Raw genomic sequence first — 14,004 nt, 5'->3', positions numbered from 1 at the left:
TTGTCTAAATCTACAAATCAAATTTGATTCCTTGTGCCAGAGGTAAACTAGTCGTATAGTTTATTGTATTAGTTTGACGACGCATATAAATTTTCCAGGCATCAGATCCAGATTCACGTCCGCCACCGGTTTCTTTTTCTCCACCAAAAGCACCACCAATTTCAGCCCCTGAAGTTCCGATGTTTACGTTTGCAATTCCACAATCAGAACCTACAACAGATAAAAATCTTTCGGCTTCACGTAAATTATTTGTCATAATAGCTGATGATAACCCTTGCCCTACTCCATTTTGAAAATCGATCGCATTGTCTACTTCTCCAGAATATTTAATTAGATATAAAACAGGTGCAAATGTTTCGTGTTGTACAATTGCATACGAATTTTGAGCTTCGGCAATTGCAGGTTTTACATAACATCCACTTTCATAACCTTCGCCTGAAAGCACTCCGCCTTCAACCAAAATTTTTCCGCCCTCAGCAACTACTTTATTCAAAGCAACTGCATACATTTCTACAGCATGAGTATCAATAAGTGGTCCAACATGATTGTTTTCGTCAAGCGGATTCCCAATTCTTAATTGTTTGTAAGCTGCTACCAAAGCGTCTTTTACTTTATCATAAATACTTTCATGAATGATCAATCTACGAGTCGATGTACAACGTTGTCCGGCAGTTCCTACCGCGCCAAAAACAGCACCAATAACGGTCATTTTAATATCAGCATCCGGAGTAACGATGATAGCGTTATTTCCGCCAAGTTCTAATAATGATTTACCCAAACGTCCTGCAACAGTTTGTGCTACAATTTTTCCCATTCGGGTTGAACCTGTAGCAGAAATTAATGGAATTCTGGAATCAGCTGTCATTAATTCCCCAATTTTATAATCACCATTAATCAAACAAGAAATTCCTTCCGGCAAATTGTTTTCCTTAATAACTTGTGCAATAATGTTTTGACAGGCAATACCGCAAAGAGGTGTTTTCTCAGATGGTTTCCATACGCAAACATCTCCGGAAATCCATGCCAAAGCTGTATTCCAGGACCAAACAGCAACCGGGAAATTAAATGCCGAAATAATCCCGACAACGCCTAATGAATGATATTGCTCATACATACGGTGTCCGGGTCTCTCTGAATGCATTGTGAGTCCATGCAATTGACGGGATAATCCAACTGCAAAATCGCAGATATCAATCATTTCCTGAACTTCACCATATCCTTCTTGCAATGATTTCCCCATTTCGTAAGAAACCAATTTACCAAGAGCTTCTTTATTTTCGCGTAATTTTTGCCCAAACTGACGAACAATTTCTCCACGTTGTGGTGCAGGAATCAAACGAAAAGTTTTGAAAGCTTCTGTTGCCGCCTGCATTACTTTTTCGTAATCCTGAGGTGTTGACATTTTTACCGAAGCAATTAATTTTCCGTCAACTGGTGAATAACTTTCTAATATTTCCCCTGATGAAAAGTTTTCTAATCCGGTTGATGTTCCTTCATTAATCGTTTTGATGCCCAATTTTTCCAGAGCCTCATTCATTCCAAATTGCGATGCTATTGTTGTCATTGTAACTTTTTTAGTTAAAATTGTTATATTTTTATGTAAAGATATTATTTCGAGTTGAATTTCAACCGAAGCGCATTGTTAAAATCAAGTAAATTTAGGATTAATAAAACTCAATTAAAGAAATATTCCTGTATTTATTCGTCTTAATTCAGGAACTTTGCAGCAACAAAATTATTTAAATATGTCTGTTTTCAATCGTTTCCTTATTTGTTTGGTTTTAATTTCTGCAAATGTATTTTCTCAAAAAGAGCAAAAATCTTCTTTTCAGGTTGTTCCGTTGGGAATAAAAGGCGGAATTGACGAAAAAAATCTTTCGGCTTATTTGGTTGCTCCGGTAAATACAAATGATTTTATTTCTCTTGACGCGGGAACTATAAATGCCGGAATCGAAAAAGCAATTGAAAACAAGATTTTTAAAGTTTCGACAAGCGAGGTTTTACGTAAATACATTAAAGGATATCTTATCTCTCACGCACATTTAGATCACGTTTCAGGATTGATTATTAACTCACCGGCTGATTCTTCAAAAACGGTATATGCAACTGAGAAATGTATGGAAATGATGGAAAACCATTATTTTAATGATCAGACGTGGGCTAATTTTGGTGATATAGGTCCCGGAAAGCCCTTAAAAAAATACCATTTCCAGACTCTTAATATTGGAGAAGAAACTCCAATTACCAATACAACAATGACGGTAAAAGCATTTCCGCTAAGTCATGTGAATCCGTTTGAAAGCACAGCATTTTTAATTAAAAACGGAGAATCGTATGTGCTTTATTTAGGAGATACCGGACCTGACTCAGTAGAAAAAAGCGACAAGCTAAAAGCTCTTTGGACCGCAATTGCGTCTCTTGTAAAAAGCAAACAACTAAAAGGAATTTTTATCGAAGTTTCTTTCCCAAATGAACAACCTGATCAATTCTTGTTCGGACATTTGACTCCTAATTACCTGATGAAAGAACTTCATACTTTAGAAGATTTATCCGGAAAGGGAACTTTAAAAGGTTTTAATATCATTGTTACGCATTTGAAACCGCCAACCAAAAATATCATCAAACTTAAAGAACAAGTGCAAAAGCAAAATGATTTAGGGTTGAACATTATTTATCCGGAACAAGGGAAGAGATTTGAATTGTAATAACTATTTTTCAAGGAATTTATCGAATTGTTATTGAAAGTAAAATATATTTTTGTAAGTTTATTTTTATAAATTTACAAAATGAAAATTATTTGGTCAGCTGAAGCAAAATATACTTTTTATAGTAATAGAAACTATTTATTACATCATTGGAATCATGAAACAGCTAAAAAATTCATAGAAAATACAATACATACTATCAATCTACTTATACAAAATCCTTATCTGGGAAAATATAAGATGGATTTAAAATGTAATGTTGTATTGATTTCTAAGCAAATCTCTCTACATTACGAAATACATAATGATTCTATTGTTTTAATTATTTTTTGGGATAATCATCAGAAACCTCTAAATTAATATTTATAATTAAATTAATCCCTTACTTTTCAACTCCAATAACATTTCTTCATGAGTAATAAAATTACCTTCTTCGAAGTCACGCTTTCCTTGTTCAATCCCTTTTATCAATTCTAATCGAAAATTTTCTTCCGGAGAAAGTATTTTCGCAATAGAAAGCATCTCATCCGGAGTAAAAGTCTGGGTTTTTAGTTTTCTATAAAAAGTAGGACTAGGTATGCCTGCTTTTTCAATAATATAGGCTTTTTTAAAGGGAGATTTATCCATTAAATCCTCAATACTATTTACTATATTTTTATATGTGATAATTTCTTGTATCATTTTTGATTTAATTTCATATCATTAATGATACAAATATAGTAATATTCTTTCTTGAAAGCACAATCATTCTTATGAAAACGAATGCCTTAGCCCCGATAGAAGTGGAAATCCTTCTGTGTCCGCCGCGGCGGACACAAAAGATTGGAACGAATAGCGGGAAATAGCTCCTAAAAAACCTAAAACTCTAAATTTTGACATTCCAAATTCTAAAAAAGCTATAATTCAAAATTTCTAATGCTAATATATAATACCTAACAGGTTTTCAAAACCTGTTAAAATACATTGACTCAATCTACTATTTCTTCGCTACAAATCTGGGATCAGTCTCCATTACGGTTCCGCAATTGTTGCAAGTTCTCAATTCTTCTGAATTATAGAAATGTTCGAAATGTGGCAAGAAATCTTTCTCTATGTTATGTAATTCAAAAAACACTTCATAAAGTTTATGATTACAAGTGTCACAATGCCAAAGTAATCCGTCAGTATATCCTTTTCCGGCACGTTTGCGCTCGATTACTAAACCTATAGAACCTGCTGAACGAACTGGCGAATGCGGAATTTTAGCGGGATGCAGATACATATCTCCGGCATGTAATTCCATTTCCTTACGTTCGCCATCTTCCTGAATTACCACTTTTATACTGCCTTCGAGTTGGTAAAAAAGTTCTTCGGTTTCGTTGTAATGATAATCTTTACGGGCATTTGGGCCAGCAACAATCATCACGATATAATCACCGGAATCTACATAAAGATTTTTATTACCTACAGGTGGTTTAAGTAAATGACGGTTTTCGTCGATCCATTTGGTTAAGTTGAAGGGTTTTGCTATTGACATGTTTAGTGGTACTAAGTTTTTAGCTAAGTTAAGGAAAAGTTTTCAGTCGCGGTCGCAGTTTTCAGTAAGTTCTGACTGTAAACTGAGACTGAATACCAGACCTATTTTACCTCTTTGATCAGATAAATATAAACAGGAAAATGATCGCTAAAACCAACTTCGGTCAAACTATGTCGTAACGGATATCCTTTATATTGTCCAGAAGTGGTAATAAGAAAAGGTCTGTTGAAAATGCCGGCTTTCCAAAATTTAAACGTCAAAAAATCTGGTTTTATAAGAGATTCCGTCATGATAATCTGGTCAAAAATATCCCAGGAATCTCTAAAAGCAATTGTTCCCATGCCGTTATTCGCCATTTCTTCAAACGGATTAAAGACTCCAAATTCAGGAACGTCTGCTTTTTTTGCCTTTGCTCCCAACGCTATTTTTACACTTTTGTTAAACGGACCATCGTTTAAATCACCCATTGTAATTACTTTAGCATTGGGATTTATTTGCTGAAGTGAGTCTATAATCTTTCGGTTTAAATTTCCAGCGGCTTCCCTAAACGGACTACTCTTTTTCTCCCCTCCCGATCTTGAAGGCCAGTGATTGACTATAATATGAATCTCCTCACCCTCTAAAAAACCGGTTATTAAAAGCTGATCTCTTGTAAAGATTCGATTGTTATTGGCTGTTTTTATTTCGACTTCATCATCGGTATCTTCTTTCTTTTCTTCTTTTGCAATTGCATTATTTTTATAGATATATAAAGGTATATTAGAATACGATGTAGGTTTAAAGTATTTCTTTTGGTACAGCAATGCAACATCAATTCCGCGTTTGTCCGGCGAATCAAAATGAATGATTCCATACTCTATATCAAGTAATTTTGGTTGTTTTATTAAATCTTCCAGAACGCCACGGTTTTCGATTTCAGAACCGCCAATTAGTGTTGGTGCATTAGGATTTTCGGGAGTTCCTATTTGGGATAAAACCCTCGAGAGATTTTTTAACTTCTGCTCGTATTTTTCTTTTGTCCAATGCTGCGCTCCGTTTGGTGTCCATTCATCATCATGTGTTGCAGGATCGTTTATCGTATCGAAAAGATTTTCGAAATTATAAAAGGCAACAGTATGAATGTTGTATTTTTTGGATTGTGCCTGCAAAATCAAAAGAAAAAACAGCGCAATGAAACAAAACTGAAATCTAATAATCTTCATGAATTTTAATGTTTTAGATGTTCAATTTAAGCAAATAAATCAATTTGTAAGAATTTTCTAATTATTTTAATTTTTAAAATTTCTATATTTGTTTACCTTTATAATGAATTAGCATAGAAACCATGAACATGAGACAATCCCAAAACTTCAAAAAGTATATTTCTTTTTCTCCTTTCATATTTTTTATTTTTGCTTTACAATCATTTACCTGTCAATCCCAACAAAACATGATAACACCACCTTATTTACAAAAAGGAGATACTGTAGCTATTTTAGCAACTGCCAGAAAAAACATCGATGACAACTTAAAACCTACCATAGATTTACTGCACAGTTGGGGGTTAGAAGCTGTTGTTGGAACCACAATTGGACTTGATTTTAATCAACTTGCGGGAACTGATGAGCAACGTGCTGCCGATTTTCAACATCAGTTGGACAACCCAAATATTAAAGCAATCTGGTGTGTTCGCGGCGGATACGGAACAGTAAGAATGGTCGATTTATTAGATTTTACCAAATTCAAACAACACCCGAAATGGATTATCGGTTTTAGCGACGTTACGGTTTTGCACAATCATTTAAATACAATGGGCTACAAATCGCTTCATGGTGTAATGCCGGTAACGATTCCGCGTGCTACTCCGGCAGCCATTAGCTCAATGAAATCAGGTTTATTTGGAGAACCTTTGTCGTATACTATTGCACCGGACAAAATGAATCGTTTTGGTAAAGCCACCGGCGAACTAGTGGGCGGTAATTTATCTATTTTATACAGTTTATTAGGATCTCCATCGGCTATAGACTGCAAGGATAAAATTTTATTTATCGAAGATCTTGACGAATACTTGTATCATATTGATCGAATGATGATGAATCTAAGACGCAATGGCTGTATCGAAAACCTAAAAGGGATTATTGTTGGCGGAATGACAAAAATGAAAGACAACGAAGTACCGTGGGGCAAAAATGCCGTTGAAATTGTAGATGATGTTACTAAAAAATACAATATTCCGGTAATCTTCAACTTTCCGGCAGGACATATTCAGGACAATAGAGCTTTGATCATGGGAAATACCATTTCGATTGAAGTAAACGAAACCGGAAGTACAGTTTCTTTTCAAAAATAATAATTTCTCGTTTCTTCCAATCAAGAAGAATCCAAAATACCACATAAAAATCTCGCAAAGACGCAAAGTCGCAAAGCAATTTCAATAAGGCTTTGTAGACTTTGCGTTTTTGCATGCACTTACATTTCTAACACAACATCTCCAACTCAAACTGGAAAACTGAGACTGAGACTGAAAACTTAAAAACATGGCTGAACACAATGAACTCGGAAAAAAAGGAGAAGATCTTGCTGTGGACTATCTTCAGGAAAACGGCTATAAGATTTTAGAGCGAAACTGGACTTTTAAGAAGGCAGAAATAGATATTATTGCACAAAAAGATCTCTTTTTGGCCGTTATCGAAGTCAAAACACGATCCAGTTTAGATTTTGGATTACCGCAAGATTTTGTGAAGCCCAAAAAAATTCAACTTCTGATAAAAGCAGTAAATGCCTACATAAACTATAGGGAAAAGGATTCTTATGATGATTTAAACATTCGTTTTGACATCATTGCCATCCATAAAGATGGTGAAACATTTGCAATTGAACATCTTACAGATGCTTTTTACCATTTTTAACACAAATTTTTATTGTTATATTTGTAACAAATTGTTTTTTTATTTATATTTGCGGAAATTTATAACACCCCTATTCACTAAACCAGCACAATCAAGTTACAAAAAAAAAAGAAAAAATTATGAAAACCGTTTCTTCAATCGTCGAAAATTACATCAAAACAAAACCCTTTTTGCTAAATGCGCTATCGCTTGGAATCATTAACCTGACTTCCCTTTCCCGGAACATTATGACCGAATTAGAAAGTGAATTTGGCAAAGAAGTGAAACAAGGCGCTGTTGTAATGTCCTTAAAACGACTCACAGAAGAATTGGACTTTAAATTGAACCATAAAATCAATAAAGTAATTAAAAATATTGGTGAAATTACGGTTCGATCTGAGTTGACAGATTATACTTTTGCTGCTTCTGAAACTGTCTTAAATAAACAAGCAGATTTAATTTCGGATATCAACGCTTTATCGGACATTTTTTATACTTCTTCTCGCGGTGTAAACGAAACTAATATTGTGGTTAGCAGCAGTGTAAACCATTTGGTTGAAAAACATTTTGTTCGAGAAAAACTAATTCAGAAATTAGATAATTTAGCTTCTATTACTGTAAAATTACCTAAAGAAAATATCGTAGTTCCCGGTATTTATTATTTCATTTTTCAGCGTTTGGCCTGGGAAGGAATTATCATAAATGAGGTAATTTCGACTTCAAACGAATTTACTATTTTGGTGGGAGAAGATCAGGTTGATGTTGCTTTTAAAGTAATCAAAGACCTGAAAAACTAGTCTGCTTTTTTAAATACTAAAGAATTACCATAAATTCTTTCTTTATAGAATCCTTTTGTACTTTTTATTAAAAAGGCAAAAGGATTTTTTTGTCTGGACCATTACAAAATCAATATTTATTGCGAGCCTAAATAAGAATATTCTCAATAAAACACTTCTAGAATACTTAATTTACAAAATAACAGCTTAAAACTTATTGACTTGATAAAAAGCTACTTACCAATACCGTTACTGGTATTCAGTATAAATTTTATTAAAAAAAATAGAATTAACTTTTTTTTAATAAAATTTGTTGCGAATAATATTTTTATATATTTGCTAATCAGTCAATAGATTAGAGTACCAATTTTGATAGTATCATAATATAATTAGAATTAAATAAAGACTAATTAAATTAATGTCAGAAGCAAGAGAGCATAGCGAAAAATTATTGGTGAGTGAACTCAAAAATGGCAACGAAAAAGCATTTCGTTCCCTTTTTGATTTATACTATCAGGATATCTATGGTTACAGCATTAGTATTTTAAAATCTAAAGAAGCTGCTGAAGAGAATGTTCAGGATGTTTTTATGAAAGTATGGCAACACCGCGAGAATTTAAATCTTGATCAATCCTTTAAAGCATATATTTTTACGATTGCCAGAAATCAGGCTTTTAATTTTTTGAATAAAGCGGCAAATGATCAATTGCTTAAAGAAGAAATCTTTTACGAAAGTCAGAAATCACATGAATATGGCGATTATTTGATTCGGGAAGCCGACTGTAAAAAACTTCGAAAGCAGGCAATGAAACAATTGCCCCCCAAACGAAAGCAAATATTTAAGATGTCCCGAAAAAAAGGGATGAGTTACGAAGAAATTAGCCAGGAACTTGGCATCTCTATCAATACAGTCAGGAACCAAATGAGCAAAGCATTAGAATCGATGCGAGTCTTTTTTCAAGTTCATGACGAAATTATCTAAACCAAAAAACCACGTTAACCACTAAAATCACTCTTCCGGGTGATTTTTTTTTGTTTTTAATTTAAGCTTAACCGCAAAGTGCGCAAAGGTTTACGCAAAGCTTGTCATCCTGAGCGAAGTCGAAGGCACACAAGAAACTCTACAAAGATTGGCGATTTTGTTTGCGTAAATTTCTTTGCGCATTCAACGGATTAAAATCCGTTGCTACAAAATAAATCATTCCTGCAAAATTTTTCTTCAAGACGTTCCGATAGGAACAAAATATATTCTAGGGATGGATTTTAATCCATTCATCGCAATCAGAATCGACAAACATATACGCCAATCTTTGTAGAGCTTCTCGTGGAGATTTCTCCTCCGTCGAAATGACAAAACAATATCTTCATCCCAAAAAAACTATTTTTTTTTATTTTTTTTTCTGAATTTTTATTTTAGCATAAACCTCAACAAAATCAATACTTCACAGCATTTATCAATTTGATTAAATGTTAAAATTAAAAAATTTACAACGTTTGAGTAGTACTCAACTTGCTTTCGACTGTATTATATAAAACCCGGACCTAAAATCAATTCGTAATGAATTCAAATTCTGAAATAAAAAGACTTTTACAAAAGTTTGTTTTAAACCAATGTACACCCGAAGAAACAAACGAGGTAATTGCCTATTATAAAAAAAATAAACTTACGGATGATTTCCCTTCAGTCGAGGACATTCAAAATCTTTTGGGCGAAATACCAAAAATGAATCAGCAAACGGCTGATAATATCTTCCTGAACATCTTGTCTGATTTTAAAGAAAAGGAAACTACAATAGAAATTACTCCTAAAAAATCTAATTTCACAAAATACATTTCTATTGCCGCTTCGATATTGGTTGTATTAGGAATTGGTATTGCGTACCAAAAAGGAACATTTGCAACTAAATCTGAACCTAAATTCGATTTTAAAAGTAACGATATTGTTTTGCAACTTGAAGATGGAAAAGTCCAGATTATATCCGAAAACAATTCGGCTCAGGTAAAAGATGCCCGCGGGAATGTCGTTGGAAATCAAAACGGGGATAAAATCGTTTATGAAAACAATTCCAATACAGAAAAAGTAACCTACAATACGATCAAAATTCCGTATGGCAAGAAATTTCGTTTACAACTCTCTGACGGAACTTTTGTGCACCTAAATTCAGGAACGACTTTAAAATATCCGGTTAAGTTTATTGCCGGCGAAAACCGACAGGTTTATTTAGACGGGGAAGCCTTTTTTGATGTTGCCAAAGACAAAAAACATCCTTTTATTGTAAATGCCGATGCATTGAATGTTCGGGTTCTGGGAACTCATTTTAATGTTTCGAATTATCCTGAAGATGCTGCAACCGATGTTGTATTAGTCGAAGGTTCTGTTGGAATGTACCGCTCAAACGAAGAATTTGATGCTGCTAAAAACACCATATTAAAACCGGGCTATAAAGGAAGTTTCAATAGAGATAACACTCTTATTTCGACCAAAGCTGTTATTACAGATATCTATACTTCATGGATCAATGGCGGCTTGACTTTTAGAAATATGTCGTTTAAAAACATCATTACAAAACTGGAAAGACGCTACAATGTGACCATCATAAACCAAAACGAAAAATTGGCCAACGAAAAATTCAATGCCAGCTTTAGCGATGAATCCATAGAAAAAGTTATGAGCTATTTTAATGACATTCACGGCATAAATTACACCATAAAAAACAATCAAATACTAATTAAATAACCACTAAAAAATGAAAAAACATGAGGGAATAACAATACAGGAATAAAAAAATCGGAAAGAGCTGCGAACAATTTCCGATTTACTAAGTGATTGAATATAACGAATTAACTACAATCAATTAACAAAATTATGAAAAAAAAATCTAAGAATAATGGGTTTCTATACTCATTGTTCCAAAATGACCTAAAATTGAAACTAACTACACTACTTATTTTGGTCGCCATGTTTAATATTAGAGGAAATACTTATGCCCAAAAAACAAAAGTAACTCTTGGATTAAACAATTCAACAATCGAAAAGGTTATTGAGACCATAGAACAAAAAACAGATTTCAGGTTTATTTACAAATTGAATGATATCGACTTAGATCGCACGATTTCTATTTCTGTAAAAGATCAGCCTATCAATATTGTTTTAGATAAACTTTTTAAAGGAACGCCAACTGAATTTAAGATTCGTGATACGCAGATTATCTTAAAAAAACCAGAACTCAAAACACAAAATATTGAATATCAAAAACAAACTGTAACGGGAATTATTACCGATGAAAATGGTTTGCCTTTACCCGGAGCTTCGGTTATTGAGGAAGGAACTAAAAACGGAATGGTTACTGATTTTGACGGAAAATTTAAACTTACGGTCGAAAGCAGTGCTTCTATAATTATTGTGTCTTTTGTGGGATATAAAGAAAAAAAAGTAATTGCCAACCAAACAGTTATCAACATTCAGTTAATTCCTGATGCCACAGACTTGCAGGAAATAGTTGTGGTAGGTTACGGTTCTACAGCCAGAAAAGATGTTACAGGAGCCGTTTCTTCGATAGCTGCAAAAGATATGAATCAGGGTGCTATTGTAAACCCATTGCAATTGATTGCCGGTAAAGCTGCGGGTGTAAACATTACGCAAATTGGTAGCGAACCGGGTTCAGGACCAAGTGTTCGTATTCGTGGTATTTCGTCTTTGATTGGAGGAAATGACCCTCTGGTTGTTGTAGATGGAATTCAGGGTAACATGGATTTATTAAATCAGGTACCTCCTACTGAAATCGAAAGCATCGATGTTCTTAAAGATGCTTCGGCAACTGCTGTTTACGGTTCCCGAGGGGCGCCGGGGGTTATTATTGTAACTACTAAAAAAAATAAAGCAGGAAAAACTACTATGGAATATGTAGGATCTACTTCGATTGATTTTATTCCAAAGAAACTAGAGATGTTAGATGCGAACCAATGGTGGGAAACTGCTCAGAGTGTTGGTGTTCCTGCCTCTGCAAATCATGGTTCAAACACAGATTGGTATGGTCTTCTAACGCAAACCGGAATTACACAAACGCACACATTATCATTTGGTGGGGGAACAGATAAGTTTAATTACAGAGCTTCGCTAACTGCTATTTTGCAGGATGGGGTTGTAATAAATTCCAGCAATCAAAAATATATCGGACGTATCCAGGCGACACAATTGGCTCTTGATGATAAATTAAAATTAACTTTTAATTTAAATACCGGAGTAAACAACGTAACAAATAGCATTGGCGAGGTAGGAACGGTTTCTTACAAGTCAAACCTGATCACAAATTCATTATTGGCCAGACCAACTGATCCTGTTTTTAATACTAACGGATCCTATTATACGGACCCAACGGTATTTCAATATTTAAATCCTTATGCAGTGGCTCAGACTGCTACGAATGAAAGACAAAGTGATAATTTATTCGGGAGTTTAAAAGCCGAATTAGATTTAGGCAAAGGGTTTTCGGCAAACTGGTTTGGAAGCTGGAGAAAAACAAATACAACGATTGGATATTTCATGCCGGCAGAATCAACAGATGCTCTTGCTGTAGATCAAAAAGGATATGCTAATATAAAAAACGAAAGACAAAATGAGAAATTAACTAATATAAGTCTTAATTATAAAAGAACTTTTGGTATTCATAGCTTCAACGCATTGGCATTATACGAATGGCAAAGTCAAACGTATCAGGGTAATTATGCGCAATCAAGAGGTTTTATAAACGATAAAACGACTTACAATGCGCTACAGTTTGGTGATTTTTCTAAAGTACAGTCCAGCGACATTTCATCTTATAAAAATGACAGAACTTTAGTGTCGTATTTAGGACGACTAAACTACTCTTTGTTAGATCGTTATTTACTTACAGCAAGTATCAGACGAGATGGTTCATCTGTATTTGGCGCCAATAACAAATGGGGAAATTTCCCATCAGCATCTGTAGCCTGGCAAATTAACAAAGAATCATTCATGACGACTCAGACTTTATTTAACGAATTAAAGTTACGTGTTGGATATGGAGAAACCGGTAATCAACAAGGACTTTATCCACAAACCTCATTATCATTGGTAGGTAGTGCAGGAACTACTTATTTTGGAGGAATGCCTATTACCAATTTCAACATTACTCAAAATGCAAATGCTGATTTGAAATGGGAAACCAAAAAACAAACCAATATTGGACTTGATTTTGCCCTTTTAAACAATAGATTAAGAGGTAGCGTAGACGTTTACGATTCTAAAACCGAAAACTTACTATTTGATTACACGGTACCTCAACCGCCTTATCCGTATAATCAAATAAAAGCAAACGTAGGAAGCATTTCAAACAAAGGTCTGGAGATTGCTCTTGCCTATGATGTTATCAAAACGGATAATAGTACACTTACATTGGCAGGAAATGTTTCGTTCATGAAAAATGAAGTTCTTAATTTAAGCGGAAGCATCAATGGCATTCCTCTAAATACAGATTATGTAGGCTGGGGAGCAGCAAACTCTTATCTGGTACAAGGAAAACCAGTGGGTGCATTTTACATTTTAGAGCATACAGGTGTAAATGATAATGGCGTTGAAACGGTAAAAGATCGTGACGGAAACGGCATTATCGATCAGGGCGTTAAAAGTCCGGATCGTTATTATGCAGGTTCAGCATTACCTACTTATACTTTTGCATTTAACCCTTCTTACCGATATAAAAACTTTGATGCATCGATGTTAGTAAGAGGTTCCGGAGGAAATAAAATTTACAACGCGCTTAACCAGAATTTAAGTATGCTCGAGAACACCGGTAAATCGAATGTTTTAGAAAGTGCTGTTGATAAGGGAATTCATTCTTCTCCGTATGGATCTGACTTATGGTTAGAAGATGGCTCATTTGTACGTTTAGAAAATCTTACGGCTGGATATAGCTTCCGTTTTACAGATAAATATGTAGACTCTATTCGTCTTTCTCTTACAGGAAACAACTTATTACTGATTACGAATTACTCAGGTATTGATCCGGAATTGAACATTAGCGGAAGCGGTAAAACCGAAGACAACTTTGGTGGTGACAGAGGGATTTACCCTCGTACAAGAAGCGTTGCATTTGGTCTGACTGTAAAATTTAAATAGT

General features: G+C 34.3%; 12 protein-coding genes. 8 read left to right on the top strand and 4 right to left on the bottom strand.

Annotated features, from left to right (window positions below):
- Positions 1–10 precede the first annotated feature (10 nt).
- Positions 11–1,564, bottom strand: coding sequence for an L-piperidine-6-carboxylate dehydrogenase (gene amaB / locus B0A64_RS00620; protein ID WP_089477617.1), 1,554 nt, complete (start codon positions 1,562–1,564; stop codon positions 11–13).
- 181 nt (positions 1,565–1,745) lie between these two features.
- Between amaB and B0A64_RS00615 the strand changes: the two genes are divergently transcribed.
- Both B0A64_RS00615 and B0A64_RS00610 read left to right on the top strand, forming a co-directional pair.
- A complete protein-coding gene (locus tag B0A64_RS00615; protein ID WP_089477616.1) occupies positions 1,746–2,705 on the top strand; it encodes an MBL fold metallo-hydrolase in 960 nt (319 codons plus the stop codon).
- 81 nt (positions 2,706–2,786) lie between these two features.
- Positions 2,787–3,065, top strand: a complete 279-nt coding sequence (locus B0A64_RS00610) for a type II toxin-antitoxin system RelE/ParE family toxin (protein ID WP_089477615.1) — start codon at positions 2,787–2,789, stop codon at positions 3,063–3,065.
- A 9-nt stretch (positions 3,066–3,074) separates the two neighbouring features.
- On the opposite strand, the gene B0A64_RS00605 is transcribed toward B0A64_RS00610, so the two are convergent.
- From B0A64_RS00605 to B0A64_RS00595, 3 genes are all read right to left on the bottom strand, one after another.
- Positions 3,075–3,386, bottom strand: coding sequence for a hypothetical protein (locus B0A64_RS00605; protein ID WP_089477614.1), 312 nt, complete (start codon positions 3,384–3,386; stop codon positions 3,075–3,077).
- A 295-nt stretch (positions 3,387–3,681) separates the two neighbouring features.
- Positions 3,682–4,221 (bottom strand): 3-hydroxyanthranilate 3,4-dioxygenase, encoded by a 540-nt coding sequence (locus B0A64_RS00600; RefSeq protein WP_089477613.1) that lies wholly within the window; start codon positions 4,219–4,221, stop codon positions 3,682–3,684.
- Between the two features lie 101 nt (positions 4,222–4,322).
- On the bottom strand, positions 4,323–5,423 hold the full coding sequence (locus B0A64_RS00595; RefSeq protein WP_089477612.1) for an endonuclease/exonuclease/phosphatase family protein: 1,101 nt from the start codon (positions 5,421–5,423) through the stop codon (positions 4,323–4,325).
- 227 nt (positions 5,424–5,650) lie between these two features.
- Here B0A64_RS00595 and B0A64_RS00590 point away from each other — a divergent pair, with 227 nt between their 5' ends.
- From B0A64_RS00590 to B0A64_RS00565, 6 genes are all read left to right on the top strand, one after another.
- On the top strand, positions 5,651–6,550 hold the full coding sequence (locus B0A64_RS00590) for a S66 peptidase family protein (RefSeq protein WP_089477611.1): 900 nt from the start codon (positions 5,651–5,653) through the stop codon (positions 6,548–6,550).
- Positions 6,551–6,737: 187 nt separating this feature from the next.
- Positions 6,738–7,109 (top strand): YraN family protein, encoded by a 372-nt coding sequence (locus B0A64_RS00585; RefSeq protein ID WP_089477610.1) that lies wholly within the window; start codon positions 6,738–6,740, stop codon positions 7,107–7,109.
- A 119-nt stretch (positions 7,110–7,228) separates the two neighbouring features.
- The gene (locus tag B0A64_RS00580) at positions 7,229–7,885 is read left to right on the top strand and encodes an aspartate kinase (protein ID WP_089477609.1); all 657 of its coding nucleotides are present in this window, start codon (positions 7,229–7,231) and stop codon (positions 7,883–7,885) included.
- A gap of 397 nt (positions 7,886–8,282) precedes the next feature.
- Positions 8,283–8,846 (top strand): RNA polymerase sigma factor, encoded by a 564-nt coding sequence (locus B0A64_RS00575; protein WP_089477608.1) that lies wholly within the window; start codon positions 8,283–8,285, stop codon positions 8,844–8,846.
- Positions 8,847–9,422: 576 nt separating this feature from the next.
- Complete coding sequence (locus B0A64_RS00570) at positions 9,423–10,601, top strand: FecR family protein (protein ID WP_089477607.1); 1,179 nt, start codon at positions 9,423–9,425, stop codon at positions 10,599–10,601.
- 189 nt (positions 10,602–10,790) lie between these two features.
- Positions 10,791–14,003 (top strand): TonB-dependent receptor, encoded by a 3,213-nt coding sequence (locus B0A64_RS00565; RefSeq protein WP_244285320.1) that lies wholly within the window; start codon positions 10,791–10,793, stop codon positions 14,001–14,003.
- The last annotated feature ends 1 nt before the right edge of the window (position 14,004 follow it).

The organism is Flavobacterium araucananum, from assembly GCF_002222055.1.
Classification (GTDB): Bacteria; Bacteroidota; Bacteroidia; order Flavobacteriales; family Flavobacteriaceae; genus Flavobacterium; species Flavobacterium araucananum.
The sequence above is the reverse complement of the archived record's forward strand: the minus strand, read 5'-3'. Positions and strand labels throughout refer to the sequence as shown.

What these genes read in the sequence shown, in the direction of transcription:
- amaB (WP_089477617.1), bottom strand. Translation starts at nt 1,564, where the DNA reads ATGACAACAATAGCATCGCAATTTGGAATGAATGAGGCTCTGGAAAAA.
- B0A64_RS00615 (WP_089477616.1), top strand. Translation starts at nt 1,746, where the DNA reads ATGTCTGTTTTCAATCGTTTCCTTATTTGTTTGGTTTTAATTTCTGCA.
- B0A64_RS00610 (WP_089477615.1), top strand. Translation starts at nt 2,787, where the DNA reads ATGAAAATTATTTGGTCAGCTGAAGCAAAATATACTTTTTATAGTAAT.
- B0A64_RS00605 (WP_089477614.1), bottom strand. Translation starts at nt 3,386, where the DNA reads ATGATACAAGAAATTATCACATATAAAAATATAGTAAATAGTATTGAG.
- B0A64_RS00600 (WP_089477613.1), bottom strand. Translation starts at nt 4,221, where the DNA reads ATGTCAATAGCAAAACCCTTCAACTTAACCAAATGGATCGACGAAAAC.
- B0A64_RS00595 (WP_089477612.1), bottom strand. Translation starts at nt 5,423, where the DNA reads ATGAAGATTATTAGATTTCAGTTTTGTTTCATTGCGCTGTTTTTTCTT.
- B0A64_RS00590 (WP_089477611.1), top strand. Translation starts at nt 5,651, where the DNA reads ATGATAACACCACCTTATTTACAAAAAGGAGATACTGTAGCTATTTTA.
- B0A64_RS00585 (WP_089477610.1), top strand. Translation starts at nt 6,738, where the DNA reads ATGGCTGAACACAATGAACTCGGAAAAAAAGGAGAAGATCTTGCTGTG.
- B0A64_RS00580 (WP_089477609.1), top strand. Translation starts at nt 7,229, where the DNA reads ATGAAAACCGTTTCTTCAATCGTCGAAAATTACATCAAAACAAAACCC.
- B0A64_RS00575 (WP_089477608.1), top strand. Translation starts at nt 8,283, where the DNA reads ATGTCAGAAGCAAGAGAGCATAGCGAAAAATTATTGGTGAGTGAACTC.
- B0A64_RS00570 (WP_089477607.1), top strand. Translation starts at nt 9,423, where the DNA reads ATGAATTCAAATTCTGAAATAAAAAGACTTTTACAAAAGTTTGTTTTA.